The 18,032-nt window shown below is 45.2% G+C and carries 12 protein-coding genes; 5 read left to right on the top strand and 7 right to left on the bottom strand.

From position 1 onward, the window contains the following. Positions 1-62: 62 nt before the first annotated feature. Positions 63-473, top strand: a complete 411-nt coding sequence (locus tag FJR38_RS13490; protein WP_217360021.1) for a hypothetical protein — start codon at positions 63-65, stop codon at positions 471-473. An 85-nt stretch (positions 474-558) separates the two neighbouring features. On the opposite strand, the gene FJR38_RS29335 is transcribed toward FJR38_RS13490, so the two are convergent. From FJR38_RS29335 to rpsT, 6 genes are all read right to left on the bottom strand, one after another. Then, complete coding sequence (locus FJR38_RS29335) at positions 559-1,407, bottom strand: hypothetical protein (RefSeq protein ID WP_371418199.1); 849 nt, start codon at positions 1,405-1,407, stop codon at positions 559-561. Further along, positions 1,404-4,661: a DNA-directed RNA polymerase subunit beta'' gene (locus tag FJR38_RS13485; RefSeq protein ID WP_371418198.1), complete on the bottom strand. Its 3,258-nt coding sequence runs from the start codon at positions 4,659-4,661 to the stop codon at positions 1,404-1,406. Before FJR38_RS13485 ends, FJR38_RS29335 begins: the two co-directional genes overlap by 4 nt. 213 nt (positions 4,662-4,874) lie before the next feature. Further along, positions 4,875-6,767: a DNA-directed RNA polymerase subunit gamma gene (locus FJR38_RS13480; RefSeq protein ID WP_168497985.1), complete on the bottom strand. Its 1,893-nt coding sequence runs from the start codon at positions 6,765-6,767 to the stop codon at positions 4,875-4,877. 85 nt (positions 6,768-6,852) lie between these two features. Beyond that, complete coding sequence (gene rpoB, locus FJR38_RS13475) at positions 6,853-10,191, bottom strand: DNA-directed RNA polymerase subunit beta (protein ID WP_168497987.1); 3,339 nt, start codon at positions 10,189-10,191, stop codon at positions 6,853-6,855. Positions 10,192-10,873: 682 nt separating this feature from the next. Then, the gene (locus FJR38_RS13470; protein ID WP_168497989.1) at positions 10,874-11,659 is read right to left on the bottom strand and encodes a TatD family hydrolase; all 786 of its coding nucleotides are present in this window, start codon (positions 11,657-11,659) and stop codon (positions 10,874-10,876) included. 156 nt (positions 11,660-11,815) lie between these two features. Beyond that, positions 11,816-12,103 (bottom strand): 30S ribosomal protein S20, encoded by a 288-nt coding sequence (gene rpsT / locus FJR38_RS13465; protein ID WP_168497991.1) that lies wholly within the window; start codon positions 12,101-12,103, stop codon positions 11,816-11,818. A gap of 363 nt (positions 12,104-12,466) precedes the next feature. On the opposite strand from rpsT, the gene hisD reads away from it, so the two are divergent. From hisD to FJR38_RS13450, 3 genes are all read left to right on the top strand, one after another. Beyond that, positions 12,467-13,762 carry a histidinol dehydrogenase gene (gene hisD / locus FJR38_RS13460; RefSeq protein ID WP_168497994.1) on the top strand — a complete coding sequence of 432 codons (1,296 nt, stop codon included), beginning with the start codon at positions 12,467-12,469 and terminating at the stop codon, positions 13,760-13,762. Between the two features lie 146 nt (positions 13,763-13,908). Continuing rightward, entirely contained in the window at positions 13,909-14,340 is a 432-nt protein-coding gene (locus tag FJR38_RS13455) for a universal stress protein (protein WP_168497997.1), read from the top strand. 57 nt (positions 14,341-14,397) lie between these two features. Further along, positions 14,398-15,567 carry a homocysteine biosynthesis protein gene (locus FJR38_RS13450; RefSeq protein ID WP_168497999.1) on the top strand — a complete coding sequence of 390 codons (1,170 nt, stop codon included), beginning with the start codon at positions 14,398-14,400 and terminating at the stop codon, positions 15,565-15,567. An 84-nt stretch (positions 15,568-15,651) separates the two neighbouring features. Here FJR38_RS13450 and FJR38_RS13445 read toward each other — a convergent pair whose 3' ends face one another. After that, on the bottom strand, positions 15,652-16,674 hold the full coding sequence (locus FJR38_RS13445) for a hypothetical protein (RefSeq protein ID WP_168498001.1): 1,023 nt from the start codon (positions 16,672-16,674) through the stop codon (positions 15,652-15,654). Between the two features lie 390 nt (positions 16,675-17,064). Here FJR38_RS13445 and FJR38_RS13440 point away from each other — a divergent pair, with 390 nt between their 5' ends. Beyond that, positions 17,065-17,952 carry a tetratricopeptide repeat protein gene (locus tag FJR38_RS13440; protein WP_168498004.1) on the top strand — a complete coding sequence of 296 codons (888 nt, stop codon included), beginning with the start codon at positions 17,065-17,067 and terminating at the stop codon, positions 17,950-17,952. Positions 17,953-18,032: the final 80 nt, after the last annotated feature.

Below are 18,032 nucleotides of genomic sequence, written 5' to 3'. Positions count from 1 at the left end.
GTCATTACTCTTGCAAACCCAGTCCCTTTAGGGCTGGGTTACTGACTTCTAGTGAGATAGTGATGCGAACAGACAAACATGATACGAGTAAACAGTTAATGATGAAATTACCTCTTTTAATACTGAGTTTTATATTGTGCGAATTAGTACAATGTCATGATGCTCATGCCAATACTCAGCCAGTATCCAATACTACAGTTAAAAGTAACCAAGCAGAGGATCTAATCACACAACCTGCCACAATTAACAGCAATTGGGATTATACACCGACATTAAATACTAAATCATATTTTACAATCAAAGATCCAGACTGTAAAAAAATAAATCCTCTGGATTACATCAATAACCCAGAGTCTTTTTTCAAATCATGTGAGGATACAAATAACTCAAATCGAAAAATGTATGAACCAGTGGAGTATCTCAAAGTTCCTCCACTTGAATCTGGGATTAATATCAAGCTTAGTGATTTTTGATCATTAAACTCATAATCATAGTTCAGTGAAAACTAGAACTGGCGAAGGGGGTAAGATTATTTCCTACCCCTTTTACAACTAAATTTTACTCATCATCAAAATCATCGTCGTCGTCTTCCTCTTCCTCATCTTCCTCATATTCATCATCATCTTCCACAAGATCAATAATCTCATCAGCAATCAGATCATCGTCATCATCCAAAATCAGCCGCTCCCCTAGCTTGCTACCAAAACCACCGTCTCCAGCCCCCGGCGCATCCAAATTATAGAGCTTGGCTGTGCGGTCATCCAACACCATATCCAAGGGGTCATCGCCCTCATCCAATACCCCACTACCCATATCTGTCACGTAGTCCTCAATTGCCCCCGCTTCCTCATAGGTATTGTAGCCAGTACCCGCAGGAATCAAGCGGCCAATGATCACGTTTTCCTTCAAACCCCGCAACCAATCCGATTTCCCCTCAATAGCTGCCTCAGTCAAGACCCTAGTCGTCTCCTGGAACGAAGCCGCCGAAATGAAGCTGTCGGTATTCAACGATGCCTTGGTAATCCCCAGCAGCATGGGTGTATATTCTGCCCTTGCTCCACCAGTAATAGACATGGCTTCATTCACCTGCTCCACTTGGCGCAGTTCCACCAATTCACCCGGTAACATGGTTGTGTCACCACCATCATCAATCCGCACCTTGTTGGTCATCTGCCGGACAATCACCTCAATGTGCTTGTCAGAAATCTCAATCCCTTGAGATTGGTACACCATCTGCACCTCATTCACCAAAAAGGTTTGTACCTTCTGCAAAGCATGACTCGCACAGGCATAAACCCCATCTTCCGAACCCAAGCTGAAGAATATCTCCAGGATTTCATGGGGGTTGGATGGTCCATCGGTCAAAGGTTGACCAGCTACAATCTGCGCCCCGTCCGGAACAATCAATTTTGTCCAGGACCAAGGGGATAGTCTGTGACTGTGCCGTTGCTTTCCACCACCTTAATAGAGTAAGCCTCACGGGTAATGGATGTCACCTCATCCCCATCACCATAGACAACCTTCACTTCCCCCGGTCGCCGTGCCAAAATACAAGCTTCCTTGGGTTTGCGGGCTTCCAACAGTTCTTCAATCCGGGGTAAACCTTGAATAATGTCCCCAGTTTTTGCCCGTTCAAACACCAACAACACCAGATTGTCACCGCGCTGCACCAAATCCCCATCTTCCACCTGCAACACCGCCCCCGGACTCACCCGGTAAGGACGACCAACTCTCAGGGTAATGGTGTAAGAAGGTGACAGGCCAGAGGTTACAGGTGACAGCGAAGAAGAACTACTGTCACCTGTAACCTGTAACCTGTCACCTGCTTTTACTTCCACTACTTGACCGGAATCACTGGCCAATACACCAGGGGCAATTTCACTGCCTTCCACTACCAAGTCCCCAGTTTTGATTTTAGGGGCAACAGTAGTGCTGACAGTCATTAAATCATGCGATCGCAATACCAAACAACGACGCACAGTTTCTGTCCCCTTCTGCACACCGCGGACAACGCCCCCTTCCTTACACAAAATACTCGTCCGTGCTACCACAGCACCAGGGGCAATAGTGTCACCGTCGGTCACTTCCAAGGTCGTTTGGGTACTGCCTTGGGTGGCATCAGCAGTAATATCGCGCCGCACTACCAAGGATTCCAAAATCACCAACTGCAATCTCTGGATTTCCTCATTTTCGGCATCGGCAATCAACTCAATGTCCGCTGCCAGAGGTGAAGCACCGTGTTCAGCCGACTCTTCTTGGTCAATCTCCAAGACTATCTGTGTCCGCAGCAGTTCCACCCCTTCCACCGACTTCACCCGCTCGGAATCTTTGTAAGGAATCCGCTGCACTGCTCGCAACTGAATAGACCGCCCCGTATGCTGACTAATAGAAGTGGTAGCGGGGACATCGGGAGTAGTTGGCACAGCAAACTCCACCACCGGACGACTCAACAACCCTGGACCTTCTGGTGTTTCCACATATTGGATATAGCGCAACTCCGTCGCCACCGTCCCTTGCAACTCTTCCCCAGCTTGCAAGAAAGTATTGTCATGAACCATGGCAGCTTCTGGATCATCCACCATCAGCAATTCCCCTGGTTTGACCACCACTTCCCGGAGAATGTCGTTCTTTTGGGTAACTTCCACCACCCCAGAAGTCTGACAGAAAATGTCCTTGACTACTTCCGTTCCTGCTTCCACAAACTGCCCATCTTCCACCAACAGCAGGGAAATATCTTTGTTCACCTCATGGGTTTCTTCGGGTATCCATAGCAGCGTTCCCCCCTGCACTACCTCATAGCCCAATTTCGCCTTGCCTTTTTTCTGGACTTCCACCCCGGCAAATTTCAACAAACCCCCGGTAGTGGTGCGGTAGTGGTCATCAATCAATTCTGCTACCACCTGGCCATTCTGCACCTTTGTTCCTGGTGTGGCGCGGAGGTTAAATTCTTGATTGTTGGCAGTGGTAATTAGGTAATTGTTCCGACCTTGGGAACTGTGGACTGTGATGGCGGCTTGATCCAAAATCACCGAAGCCGTAATAATTTCTATTTCCCTAGTCGCCTTCCCTGGTATGGCCTCCGGCAACCGCACCACACCCCCATGGATGGTAGTTAATTTGGTTTGAGCCAAGACCCCATTGGTGTCAATGCCATCACCATTTTTCACCACCAATTCCGCCCCTGGTGGCAAGTTATAGACATCCCCAGACAGAATCCAAATCAGCCCCCCACGGGAAGCTGTGGTGGTGGTGTTGCCCTGTCTATCGGTCTTTTGTTCAGCCACCACATCAGCAAATTTCACCTCTCCAGCCAGGTCAGAAGCCACATCTTTGACGGCTTTTTCTGTATTGGTTCTGGTGGTTCTGCCTCCCAAGGCTACTTCTGCCACCAAATGCTCTGCCAATACCTGCTGACCATCATGGATATATAGGGTTGAACCTTGGGTAACGGCTATTTCTTGACTTGCACCGCCATGTTTCTTGTCCCCCTCGATCATGATTGTGCCGTTGGCTTCCACATACAACGCATCCTCACCATGACGGGTACGATAAGGACGAGTTTGCAGCTTGCGAGGAATTTTCACAGTTCCGGGAACTTGCGATCGCACCTGTTGGGCAACTTCGCCTGTAAACACACCCCCGGTATGGAATGTCCGCATGGTTAGCTGTGTGCCTGGTTCACCAATACTTTGCGCGGCAATAATCCCCACTGCTTCCCCTAGATCCACCATTTTGGCATGAGCCAAACTCCAACCATAGCAATGCTGACAGACTGAACGCGCGGCTTCACAGGTCAAAGGACTGCGGACAATCACTTCCTTGACACCGGCTTTTTGAATAGCGATCGCTAAATCATCGTCTATGGGTGTATTCCGAGGGGCAATCATCGCTTTGGTTTGGGGATGCAGCACATCTTCTCCCACCACTCTCCCCATCAACCGGGTAGAGAGTTTAATCAAGGTTTTGCTACCTTCGGTCATGGCGCGGATGCTCAAACCCCTAGTAGTGCCACAGTCAAATTCCCGGACAATCACATCCTGGGACACATCCACTAAACGGCGAGTCAGATAACCAGAGTCTGCTGTCCGCAATGCCGTATCCACCAGTCCTTTGCGCGCCCCATAACTAGAAATAATATATTCGGTAACGGTCAATCCTTCCCGGAAGTTGGTCTTAATTGGCAAGTCAATAATTTCCCCTTGGGGATCTGCCATTAGTCCCCGCATTCCCACCAACTGCCGCACTTGGGAAATATTTCCCCGCGCTCCGGAAAACGCCATCATATAAACGGAGTTGAGGGGATTGGTTTTTTTGAAGTGGACAACCACCTCATCTTTGAGAGCTTCTGAGGTGCTGTTCCAAGTATCAATTACCTTCTGGAAACGTTCAACTTCGGTAATTTCCCCCCGTTGATAGCGTTCTTCTGTGGCCAATATCTCTGTCTCGGCTGCTTCCAGGAGTTCTTTTTTGGAAGGAGGAATCATCAAGTCATCTACGCTAATGGATACCCCAGCTTTGGTGGCATAACGAAATCCCAAATCTTTGAGCTTATCCGCCATCACCGCCGTCCGCGCCGTTCCATAGTGAGTAAATGACCAAGAAATCAAATCTCTCAGTTTAGCCTTATTAACCACAAGATTGCGAAAAACTGCTTTAGTCATAATAATTTTTAGGATTGTTTAGTAGGGGCGAAGCATTCGGAAGACAAACATAGGAAAAAACCGATAATTAATCGCCCGAATGCTTCGCCCGTTGTCAGTTGTTGGTTGTCAGTTGTCAGTTGTAATTTGCCACTAACCAATGACCAACCCTTCGGCTTCGCTCAGGGCAAGTGACCAATGACCAATGACCACTGACCAATGACCACTGACCAATTACGCCTCTATCGCTTCCTGAATAGCCTTGTTATAAATTGCTCTGCCAGGAGTCGTATAAATGTACTGAGAAATTACATTGCCTTGGGCATCTTCCCGGACACGACGGAACTTATACTTCAGCGTCCGACTAATCAGCTTGCCCTTATCATCCTTATCTTCGGTGACTTCCAAAGGCTCAGTATCCGGTTCACCAGAGTCAATTTCCCCATCAAATCGCACATAGATATAGGCATGGAGATCAACCTGCTTCGCCTCATAAGCCATAATCACGTCATCCAAAGATGAGAAATAGCCCCCAGCCCCCTTCGTTGCATTGGGATTTTCCGCAGTCAGGTAATATGCCCCCAAGACCATATCTTGGCTAGGGGTGACAATCGGTTTACCCGTTGCTGGTGAGAGAATATTATTAGAAGCCAACATCAACAACCGCGCTTCCGCCTGACTCTCCAAAGACAAAGGCACATGAACCGCCATTTGGTCACCGTCGAAGTCAGCATTGAAAGCCGGACAGACCAGGGGATGGAGTTGAATTGCTCTCCCTTCTACCAAAATTGGCTCAAAAGCCTGAATTCCCAAACGGTGTAGAGTGGGCGCACGGTTTAACATGACCGGATGCCCCTCAATCACCTCTTCCAACACATCCCAAACACTGGGGTCATTGCGAGAAATCAACTTCTTCGCCGCCTTGATATTGTTCACCATGCCAGAACGAATCAACCGGTTAATCACAAAGGGCTGAAACAGTTCAATAGCCATTTCTCTAGGCAGTCCACATTGGTGGATTTTCAGCTTGGGACCGACCACAATTACCGAACGCCCGGAATAGTCCACCCGTTTCCCCAGCAGGTTTTGTCTGAACCGTCCTTGTTTTCCCTCAATAATATCCGACAAAGATTTGAGCGGGCGGTTGTTTGCCCCCACCACAGTCCGACCCCGACGACCATTGTCAATCAGGGCATCCACCGCTTCTTGCAGCATCCGTTTTTCGTTACGGACAATGATTTCTGGTGCTAAGATTTCCTGGAGTCTGGCGAGGCGATTGTTGCGGTTAATCACCCGGCGGTACAAATCGTTTAAATCGCTAGTGGCAAATCTGCCCCCATCCAACTGCACCATAGGGCGCAAATCAGGAGGAATGACAGGAATCACTTCCATCACCATCCACTCTGGCTGCGAACCAGTGGCAATGAAGTTATCAATCACCCGCAGCCGTTTAATTAACTTCGCTCGTTTTTGTCCCTTGGCATTACCAATATCTTCCCGCAGAGTTTCCGCCTCTTGTTCCAAATTGATATCAGCCAACAGTCGCAACAGTGCCTCAGCCCCAATGCCCACTTCTACCCCCACCAGTTGGGAATCTTCGCTGTAGATAGCATCTTCAATTTCTAGCCACTGGTCTTCGCTGAGGAGTTGCTTGTAGCTGAGGGTTTCATAATTTCCTGGTGCTAAAACACAGTAGGAATTGAAATAAACAATTTGTTCCACATCCCGCAGGGGCATATCCAGGAGAATGGCAATATAGCTAGGAATCCCTTTGAGATACCAAACGTGGGCAACTGGAGCGGCTAGTTTAATAAAACCCATCCTGTGACGACGGACACGAGACTCGGTAACTTCCACACCACAGCGTTCGCAAACAATACCTCTATGGCGCACTCGTTTGTATTTGCCACAATGGCATTCCCAATCTTTAGCAGGTCCAAAGATGCGCTCGCAAAACAAACCATCCATTTCCGGTTTGAGAGTCCGGTAATTAATAGTTTCTGGCTTTGTCACCTCACCTACCATCTGGCCATTAGGTAAAGTGCGTTCACCCCACTGGCGAATCCTTTCTGGTGAAGCTATGCCAATTTTTACGTAGTCAAATTGATTATTTTGGGGGGATCTCATAATAATTGATAATTGATAATTGATAATTGATAATTGATAATTAACAACTGATCATTGTCAATTGTTAATTGTCAATTGTTAATTGTTATTCTTCCTCTTCCAAAGATTCACGGGAAAGGGATTCGTAGGTTGGTCTGGGTGGTGTCCGGCGGTTGGCTTGGTCCGCCATGAGGTCTACTTCCACATCGAGAGAACTACCATCTGCTTGGGTTTCTACTTTATGGACGGCAATATCCAAGCCCAAGGATTGCAACTCGCGCATCAACACCTTGAAAGATTCTGGAGTGCCGGGACGGGGAATAGCCTTACCTTTGACAATGGCATTCAGGGCTTCATTTCTACCTTGCATATCATCAGATTTGACTGTTAACAATTCTTGCAGAGTATAAGCAGCACCGAAAGCCTCCAGCGCCCAAACTTCCATTTCTCCAAACCTTTGTCCACCTTGTTGAGCTTTACCGCCCAGTGGTTGTTGAGTTACCAAAGAGTATGGTCCGGTGGAACGGGCGTGAATTTTGTCATCTACCAAATGCACCAGTTTGAGCATATAGGCGACACCGACAGTAATAGGACGGTCAAAGGGTTCACCAGTGCGACCATCGTAGACCATGATTTTTCCCGCATCATCGGGATTATATACCCAGTCTTTAGCTGTTTCGTCCCTAGCTTCTTGGAGCTTGCCATGTACCAGGCGGCGGGAAGTTTCCTCACCATACATTTCATCAAAAGGAGTAATCTTGAACCTGACACCGAGATTATGTCCAGCCCAGCCAAGGAGACATTCAAACACCTGACCCACATTCATCCGGCTGGGAACACCCAAGGGATTGAGGACAATATCCACCGGTGAACCATCAGCCAAATAGGGCATATCTTCCGCCGGGAGAATGCGAGAAATAATCCCTTTGTTGCCATGTCTCCCGGCCATTTTGTCCCCGACTTGGATTTTGCGTTTTTGGGCAACATACACCCGCACCACCATATTTGCACCAGGTGGGAGTTCATCCCCTTGTTCACGGGTGAATAGGCGCACATCCACAACGCGACCTTTTTCACCATTGGGGACTCGCAAGGAGTTGTCGCGGACATCACGGGCTTTTTCACCAAAGATAGCTCTCAGGAGTTTTTCTTCTGGGGGTTGGTCTGACTCACCTTTGGGAGTAACTTTACCCACCAAAATATCCCCAGCATCTACCCATGCGCCAATGCGGATAATGCCTTGTTCGTCTAATTGACGAAGGGAATCTTCCCCTACGTTAGGAATTTCTCTAGTGATTTCCTCTGGTCCTAGCTTTGTCTGTCTGGCTTCGATTTCATATTTTTCAATGTGAATGGAAGTATAGATATCATCCTGGACTAGGCGCTCGGAAATTAGAATTGCATCTTCGTAGTTGTAGCCTTCCCAGGGCATATAGGCGACGACGATGTTTTGTCCTAGTGCCAGTTCTCCACCTTCGGTAGAAGAACCATCTGCCAATACCTGTCCGGCGACAACTTTTTCACCAATTCTTACTAGTGGTTTTTGGTTTAAACAGGTGTCTTGGTTAGAACGCTGGTATTTGGAAAGGTTGTATCTAATTTCTTGACCTTTCTCAATTACTTGACTGCCACTGGCTGCGGACAACTGACCACTGACGCGGACACGAATTTCTGTAGCATCAACATAAACCACATCGCCATGTGTCCGGGAAACTATGACCATTCCGGAGTCTCTAGCGGCTTGTGCTTCTAAACCTGTTCCCACTAAAGGGCGTTCTGGTTTGAGGAGGGGGACAGCTTGGCGCTGCATATTAGAACCCATTAGCGCCCGGTTAGCGTCGTCATGTTCCAAGAAGGGAATCATGCTGGTGGCAACTGAGACAATTTGCACTGGGGAGACTGCTACATAATCCACTTGTTCGGGACTAGTAGTAGTCCAGTCTTGGCGATAGCGGACTGGAACTTGTGGTCCTTTGATGTAACCGTTTTCATCTAGTGGAACGTCACCTGTAGCTGTCCGGAGGTCGTCTTCTTCGTCTGCTGTCATGTAGACAGGGGGAACGTCAAATAGGACTTTACCGTTTTCTACTGGTCTAAAGGGGGTTTCTAAAAAGCCGTAAAGGTTAACACGGGCATGGGTAGCCAATGAGCCAATCAATCCGGCGTTTGGTCCTTCTGGTGTTTCAATAGGGCAAATACGTCCGTAGTGGCTGGGGTGAATATCTCGAACTGCAAAACCGGCTCTCTCTCTGGTTAAACCTCCCGGTCCCAAGGCGCTGAGGCGACGTTTATGGGTCAATTCTGCTAGGGGGTTGGTTTGATCCATAAACTGACTCAGTTGGCTTGAACCAAAGAATTCTTTGATGGCTGCTACTAAGGGTTTGGGATTGACTAGAGATGCGGGGGTGAGAACTTCAGCATCGGATACTGTCATCCGTTCGCGAATAATTCTTTCTAACCGATTTAAACCTACTCTGACTTGGTTTTGTAGTAATTCACCAACGCTTCTGACTCGGCGATTTCCGAGGTGGTCAATGTCATCAATACTACCGATGTCATATTCTAGGTTAATTAGATAATCAATAGCGGCTAGAATGTCCCCTGCTGTGAGGACGCGCATAGTGTCGGGGACGGAAAGACGGAGTTTTTTGTTGAGCTTATAACGACCAACTCGACCTAAATCATAGCGTTTGGGGTCGAAGAAACGTGAGTCTAAAAGCTGTTGTCCACCTAGTACGGTGGGTGGTTCACCTGGACGCAGTTTCCGGTATAATTCCATTAGGGCTTCTTCTTCGGAAAATTGCCCTTCTTTTTCAATGGTTTTCTGGAAGTATTCTGGATGACGGAGAGCATCAAAGATTTCGTTGTCTGATAATCCTAGAGCTTTCAGCAATACCTGGGCTGATAGTTTGCGGGTTTTATCAATCCGTACCCAAACAAGGTCATTACGATCTGTTTCAAATTTGAGCCATGCACCCCGGTTAGGAATTAAGCTGGCTGAATAGGTACGTCGTCCGTTTTTATCAATTTCTGATTTGTAGTAAACTCCAGGCGATCGCACTATCTGATTGACAATGACGCGCTCGGCTCCATTGATAATAAATGTGCCTCTATCTGTCATCAAGGGCAGATCGCCAATGAATACTTCTTGTTCTTTAATGTCTCCTGTTTCTTTGTTTAGTAGACGCGTGGGAACGTACATTTGCACTGCATAAGTGCTATCTCTCCGTTTGGATTCTTCAACACTGTATTTAGGTTCTTTGAGTTTGTAGTTATTACCTAAAAAGTGCAGTTCTAGTTTACCTGTGTAGTCTGTAATTGGACTAAAGGAGTTGAGTTCTTCTATTAGCCCTTCTTCTAGAAACCAGCGAAAACTAGAACGCTGGATTTCAATCAAGTCGGGTAACAGAAAGGCGGATTCCATGTATTTGTCGTCGTTATTCATGCCTTTACCTTTATCAACCTGGTTAAACTTTCTGTCCGCTGTTGGTGGAGTTTGCCTTGAGGCTTCATGCTAAAATATGAATTGTGGATGATGAAGGCTATATACTGTTTGGCTATTTGCTCACAGTTTTTTTACTTCACACTTCTTCATACTTCACACTTCATGTCTAATACTTCATCCTGGCTGTGAGATTCCAAAACTGAGGATTGCAGCGAGATTCGGATGGAATAGCGCAGTGTGGCGTTAGCCATGGCATTATGGATTTGTTATTGCTATGATTGTCTGGATAAGACAATTACTTTTAACGATTTTCTATAGGTTTGATATACCAAAGGATTGCTGTTTTCAAAATTTTCAGTCAACCAAGGTTGCCACAGTTTGTTATTTATTGAGAGCATCCGTTTGTAGAGATTTAAGTGGATGGACAGACAATTTTGGATTTTAGATTTAGCTGCTCAATGAGCATGAGGATTAAATTCATCCTCAGGCTAAAACCACAAATTCTCAAGCTGGCCAATATCAGGTTGATAACAGCACAAATTGAGTTTTAGGAGTTATTATCCTTCCTTTACCATTATGGCTTAACCTAAATGTTTTGGAGGGAATAATTTTAGCACATTTTTATCCTCCAAAGGTCTACTCTTGATTAAATCAGCACTAATATGAGGAACTTGATTGTCATCTATAATGCTAGACCAAATAATTTACAAGCATTTTGGGTGGTTTTCTGGGCAATTTCCTCTAATGTTTCTCCTCGTAGTTTTGCTAGTTGCTCCGCTACATAACGAACATAGGAGGGTTCATTGCGTTTTTCACCACGTTTAGGAACGGGTGATAAAAAGGGACAATCTGTTTCTATAAGCAAGCGATCGCTATTGACCATTGCCGCTGAAGCTTGGATAGTTTGAGCATTCTTGAATGTCACTGTTCCGCTAAAGCTGATGTAGAAACCTAAATCTAGAAACCATTGGGTTTCTTCTGGTGTCCCTCCCCAACAGTGCATGACACCCCGTAACCTTTCCCCCTGATTTTCTCGCCATTTTTGCAATACATCTCTGACTGCCGGTGCAGCATCACGACAATGGATGATCACTGGTAAATTGAGTTCACAAGCGATCGCTAATTGTGATGCAAACACTTCTTGCTGATGCTCGTAGTTATCGGCTTTGTAAAAATCCAACCCCATTTCCCCAATTGCGACAACTTGGGAATGAGAACTGGCCAAAGACCTGATTTGTGCGGCACAGGAGTGATCCCATTTATCAGCATCTAGGGGATGCAGCCCTACAGCAAAGCTAAGTTCAGGAAACTGCTCTGCTATTTGGCTGATACTCGCAAATTCTTGCGGGTGAACACATGAGTGTACTAATCGTACTACTCCTGCCTCTTGCCATCGAGATCGGACTGCTGCTAAATCTGGCTGAAAAACATCAAAGTTAATGTGTACGTGGGTATCTATCAGTTGCATAGCTTGTTAGTTATCCATTGCCAGTGGTTATTTAACTAATAAACTTTTAATTTGCATTGTCAGGCGGGCAAGATGCCCACTGCACAATACTTTTACTTTCAGAAAATAGGCAAATTAACAGTTTTACAGATTAGTAAACAAACCACTGACTATTGACTAAGCCGTGATTGTTTTCTGTTTTTGAGCCAATCTTGACTTCTTCCTTGCTCCATTGTTGGAGTGAAGCACGCCTTTTTTCACAGCTTTATCAATTTTGCTGTAAGCCTCGGACATTCTTACTTCCACTTCCTGCTTGAGTTCTGTTGTCGGATTAGCAGCATAAGCTTCTACAGAACTAAAGTATTTCTTCATCAGCGTCTTAACGGCTGATTTATATGCTTTATTACGCAGTCTATTACGTTCTGCGATTTGGGCGCGTTTAAGAGCAGATTTTGTATTCGCCACAGTAATTCCAAAAAAGACTATTAATTATGTACACACACTACTAGGTTTAATAAATATAGCATTATTCTTGCTGATGTTATAATTTCTGAAAAAAATTTTTTTATTTTAGACGTAATAGCTGATGTCTGGGTGAGAAAAAATAGATTAAAATGGAGTATCAGACCAAAAATAAGATGCAATCCCCAGCAATTCAGGGACAGAGGGTATAAAATTTCTAAGCTTTAGGACTTTTATAAAGTAGTATCAAAAAAAATCCAGGTTAAGCTAGAGAAGAGAACCATATTCAGCTTCATACCCTAGCAGGTAAAAAGCCCAACTGGTTCTTGTCTAAGATATTGTAAAATTTGGCATTGTCTTTACTCCATGCTGCGAATCATTACTCAGCAGGCAGACGTTGGAGCAGAACTTCAACGAATCTGCGAACGCACCCAGGACGAACAGGTACTTCACAAAGAAGCAACAGTGCGGGAAGTGTTGCAAGCGGTGAAGCGCCAAGGTGACAAAGCTGTACTACATTATACAGCCGAATTTGATCACCAAACCCTCAAAGCAGAAGAGCTAAGGGTGACAGGATCAGAACTAGATGCAGCATACCAACAGGTATCTAAGGATTTGCTCCAGTCTATTCGCCTAGCTTGCCAAAAAATAGAAACTTTTCACCGTCAGCGAGTTCCCAAAAGCTGGGTACAGTTTGGCGATGATGAAGTAGTATTGGGCAAACGCTACACCCCTGTAGACAGAGCCGGCTTATATATACCAGGTGGTCGGGCTTGTTATCCCAGTACAGTGTTAATGAACGCCATTCCGGCGAAAGTGGCAGGTGTCCCCCGTGTGGTGATGGTGACACCTGCTAGAGGCGGAAAAATGGTTAATCCTGCGGTTTTGGTAGCTGCCCAAGAAGCGGGAGTCCAGGAAATTTACCGAATTGGTGGCGCTCAAGCGATCGCTGCTTTAGCCTATGGTACAGAAACAATTCCTAAAGTCAATGTCATTACAGGACCTGGTAATATTTATGTCACCTTGGCCAAAAAATTAGTTTATGGAACTGTAGGAATTGATTCTTTAGCCGGACCTAGCGAAGTATTAGTAATTGCTGATGGAACAGCCAATCCTGTGTATGTGGCGGCTGACTTGTTAGCCCAAGCAGAACATGACCCCATGGCCGCAGCAATTTTACTGACAACGGATGCTGGATTGGCCAAAAAAGTGCAAATGGCGGTGGAAAGACAATTGGTAGATCACCCTCGACGGATAGATACGGAAAAGGCGATCGCCCATTATGGTTTAATCGTGGTGGTGGAATCCCTAGAAGCAGCAGCAGAACTTTCCAACGAGTTTGCACCAGAACACTTAGAATTAGAAGTTGCCGATCCTTGGGCTTTAATTAACCATATTCGCCATGCAGGGGCAATCTTCCTGGGTAGTTCCACACCAGAAGCAGTAGGAGACTATTTAGCTGGTCCCAATCATACCCTACCGACCTCCGGTGCAGCCCGTTATGCTTCGGCTTTGGGGGTAGAAACGTTTTTAAAACACTCAAGTATTATCCAATACTCACAAACTGCACTGCAAAAAGTAGCATCTGCCATTGACATATTAGCAACTACAGAGGGTTTACCTTCCCATGCTGATTCCGTTAGACTCAGAGTAGAGGAGTAATTGCCATTACTAAGTAAGCTAAAAACTAAAATTTTGTAAAAACGTGATATGATTTTTCTCCTACTCTGTAAGTACGGTCTCAAAAGCGTGTTCACCAAGCGTGCCGATAGTCCTTTACAGAACATTTTTTTGAGGAGACAGGAGTGGTGCTAAATACTGTTTTGGTAGCTCTGGATGGCTCGGACATCACTGAAAGAGTCATTCAGACTTTAGATAATTTGGTACTATCGCCCGATACCAAAGTTGTTCTTTGTCACGTGATTCCCACCCCAGAGGAAGATATAGAACAACCGGCAGATCGTCCGCAATCAGACTCATCTAGGACTTCCTATTTACAACTGGAAAAACAGTTGCAAACTTACCAATCGAGATTATCATTCAAAAGTGAATTAGAAGTAGTGAGTGGCGATCCAGCAGCGGAAATTATTTGCCTAGCTAACATTTATAAAGCTGAGTTGATTCTCATTGGTAGTCGCGGTTTAACTGGGATCAAGAAGATTGTCCAGGGTTCTGTGAGTAGTCAAGTAATGGAAGAGGCCAACTGTTCGGTGTTAGTAGTCAAACCAGATAAAAATTAAACCGGGGAATAGGGAATAGGGAACAGTGTTGAAATTATGATTCCGCTGAAATAAAAAATGCGAACAATTGCGGAAATTAATGAAAAAATCAGCCAGAAACGTGCTGTAGTCTGGACTGCGGAAGAATTAAAAGCGCGAGTTGCAGAAATTGGTGTCAATAAAGCTGCCAAGCAAGTAGATGTAATTACTACTGGCACATTTGAGCCAATGGAATCAAGTGGTGCAATTATTAACTTAGGACATACTGATCCACCGATTAAAATTCGGCGTTGTTGGTTAGATGGAGTACCAGCTTATGCTGGTTTTGGGGCAGTAGATTTATACTTAGGTGCTAGTTGTGCTGTTGATTCTATAGATGGGGAAGAAGTGCGAGAACGTGGTGGTGGCCATGTCATTGAGGATCTAATTGCGGGAAAATCTATCCAAGTTCGCGCTGTTGGCCAAGTTACCGATTGCTACCCTAGAGCCACATTTGAAACCACTATTACTCGTGACACTATCAATCAGTTTTATTTATTTAATCCGCGCAATCTTTATCAAAATTTTATTGTTGGCGTGAATGGAGGCGATCGCCCACTTCATACTTATTTAGGACCACTACAACCACGCTTAGGAAATGCAGTTTATTCTAACCCTGGTTCACTGTCACCCTTACTCAATGACCCCGATTTACAACTTGTTGGGATTGGGACAAAGATTTTTTTAGCTGGGGGTATTGGTTACGTCGCTTGGGAAGGGACACAACATTTCCCTCTGCAAAAACGGTTAGAAAATCGGACACCTATTGGACCATCGGCAACTTTAGCCTTAATTGGTGATGCTAAACAAATGGACGCGCGATGGATCAGAGGCTGTTATTTTAAAAGCTATGGACCATCTTTGATGATGGGTGTAGGAGTTCCATTACCAGTTTTAAATGCTGGTGTGGTAGAACGCTGTGCTGTGCAAGACAAAGACCTGGTAGCGCCAATTGTAGATTTTTCTATTCCCCGTCGTGTCCGTCCTACCTTCGGTTTAGTAAGTTACGCTCAACTTAAATCTGGGCGCATTACTATTGAAGGGAGAACGGTACGAGTAGCATCTTTAGCCAGCCTATTTCTTTCCCGAAAAGTAGCCCAGGAATTGAAACAATGGATTACAGAAGGGATATTTACCCTGACTGAACCAGTAGCTTCAATTCCTATGGAGCGTTCTTTTCTACCCCAAGACCGTTGGACGGAATTTTGACCTTGGGTAATTGGTCATGGGTCATGGGTAATAGTTTTTTCAATTACCACTAACCACTGACCACTGACCACTGACCACTGACAATTAATCCGCAGTTGGTTTAGGCTTTTTAACGGGCATAGGAGTGGGGGTTTTTGGTATGGGTTTGGTGATAACCGTGGGATCACCCGCTGTCTTTCTAATTGGACGAGGGGCTTCTCCATTGCGTCTGGGAAGAAATGGTCTTCTACTACCACCACCGCCACCGCCACCACCACGAGGCGCGCCTTTGAATGGTGGTCTGCGTTTTTTGGGTAAATCAGCGATCGCTTCGGCATTGACTACTACTAATGCGTCAGCTTCTCGTTTAACGTTGAAGTCCCAGAACTTACCTACAGCTTTGGTGGTTAATATGCCCTTAAGTTTCAACTTAAAATATTTAGCTTTATCGGTAGGTTTACGGGGAGCTTGTTTGATTTTCACAACTAAACTCTTTTCGTCAAAAGACTGGTAAACTACCTCACCACGCACAGAAAAGCCACCATCAGGTATTGCTGATGAAGGTTTTGGATGAATGGCTAACGCTACGCTACCGCTATCAGCAACTACTTCGGAGTTATGTAACTTTTGCGTAGTTGAATCTGGGCTGTCATCATCTAGCTCATGTTTCGCTAGATTTTCTGGTTCCCAAACGCCAACAATTTGCAGATGCAATGCGTCATTTTCTTGTCTGGTGCGGGGATAAACTACCCATAGATGTTCTTTTTCTAGGTCTAAGTGATTTTTGACCAAACTCATAATCCGACCTAAAAGGACGGCGTTGAGTTCAACCCCATCGGTAGTAAGCAGCGTTCCTTGGGTAAACTGTTCACTACTAGCTTGGTAACATCCCCTAATTAACCCAATAGCTCGGTACTGAGTGGGTTCGCTGGGGGGTGGAATTGGTTGTTCTCGATTAGCCAAATGTCCATTAGACTCAGGCTTGTTCAGGTCAATGACAGAATTTTCCAGTTTAGAGGATTGGTCTGCTAATGTATTAGCATTAACAGCGGATTCAATCTCTTTTATACCTGGTTTAGAGGCGGTAGAATTTGAAGATTCAGAAGACGGCATCAGGTCGGAATTCATAAAAACTCCTTGCGGCACAAGACATATCCCATTGTGGGATTTGACAAAGACAGATGAAAAGAGCAAGTGTATGGTTGATCAAAGTATATTCACTTTTAATCTAGCCACTTTAGAATGCCCTGTACGAACATAAAGACGCAAAACATCACATTTATACACTAAATGTGTAATTTAGCGTCTTTAATCCAGTTATGGCTAACGCCACGCTACGCTAACGGAAGCATAGCATAGCGATAATTCTGACGGGTCTTCCTAAAGTCATCACTTACTTTAGCAGGATAGATATTTATTTGTTATAAAATTCACAGACAAATGACCGTATTCCGCAAAGTTTTGGAAATTTTTAACTTTGCCATTCATCTCATGACCATTTAGGAGCAAAATAATATTGTGTCTGAATCACGTAATCGGTGGATAGTTCGAGTGGTGTTAGCTTTTGCTGTTGTGGCTTTTGTGGGTGTTTCTGTGATGCCTATACTGACAGCGTTTAATAATCCCCAATCATCACCACAAAATCAGGGCAATGGTGACAATAATGTATCTTCACCCGAACAAAAGTCAAAACTGGAAGATCAAGTCCGGGGTTATGAATTAGTTTTACAAAAAGATGCAGAAAATCAAACTGCATTAAAAGGACTTTTGCAAGCGCGTCTGGAGTTGTTGAGTCAAAAAAGCCAAGGTGAAGTTAAACCGGCGGATATTCAAGGTGTGATTGAACCTTTGGAAAAACTCTCTAAACTCAATCCTCAACAGTCAGAGTATGGGGTTTTATTAGCACAAGCAAAACAACAAATTGGCGATAAGGAGGGAGCAGCCCAAACTTACCGCTCTATTTTAACTACAAAACCCGGTGATTTAAAGGCTTTACAGGGAATGGTGAATTTACAATTAAGTGAAAAGCGCCCGGAAGCAGCTATTGGTTTATTACAAGAAAGTCTAGCTGCTGCTAATCAGGCTAATACTATTCAGCCTGGTAGTGTGGATGTAGTTGCTGTACAAGTGCTTTTAGGTAGTGTGTACGCTTTCCAAAAAAACGATACTCAGGCTGTTTCTATATATGATCAAGCGATTAAGAAAGATCCTCAAGATTTTCGTCCTGTATTAGCAAAGGCAATGCTGTTTAAGCAACAAGGGAAGGTTGATGAAGCAAAACCTTTATTTGATAGTGCCACAGCTTTAGCGCCGGCTCAGTATAAAGACGAAATTAATAAGGCAGCAGCAGTATCTAATCCTCCTGCTACTTCGTCACCTACGCCGTCACCTGTGGCTACTCCGTAAGATAAGGGCGCGGACTCTGCGCCCCTACGAGTCATGAATAGGACTTACGCAAAATACCTTTCAAACTCTCTTTCCTTCGT

Source organism: Anabaena sp. UHCC 0253, assembly GCF_009712085.1.
In the GTDB taxonomy this organism is placed as follows: domain Bacteria; phylum Cyanobacteriota; class Cyanobacteriia; order Cyanobacteriales; family Nostocaceae; genus Dolichospermum.
The sequence above is the reverse complement of the archived record's forward strand: the minus strand, read 5'-3'. Positions and strand labels throughout refer to the sequence as shown.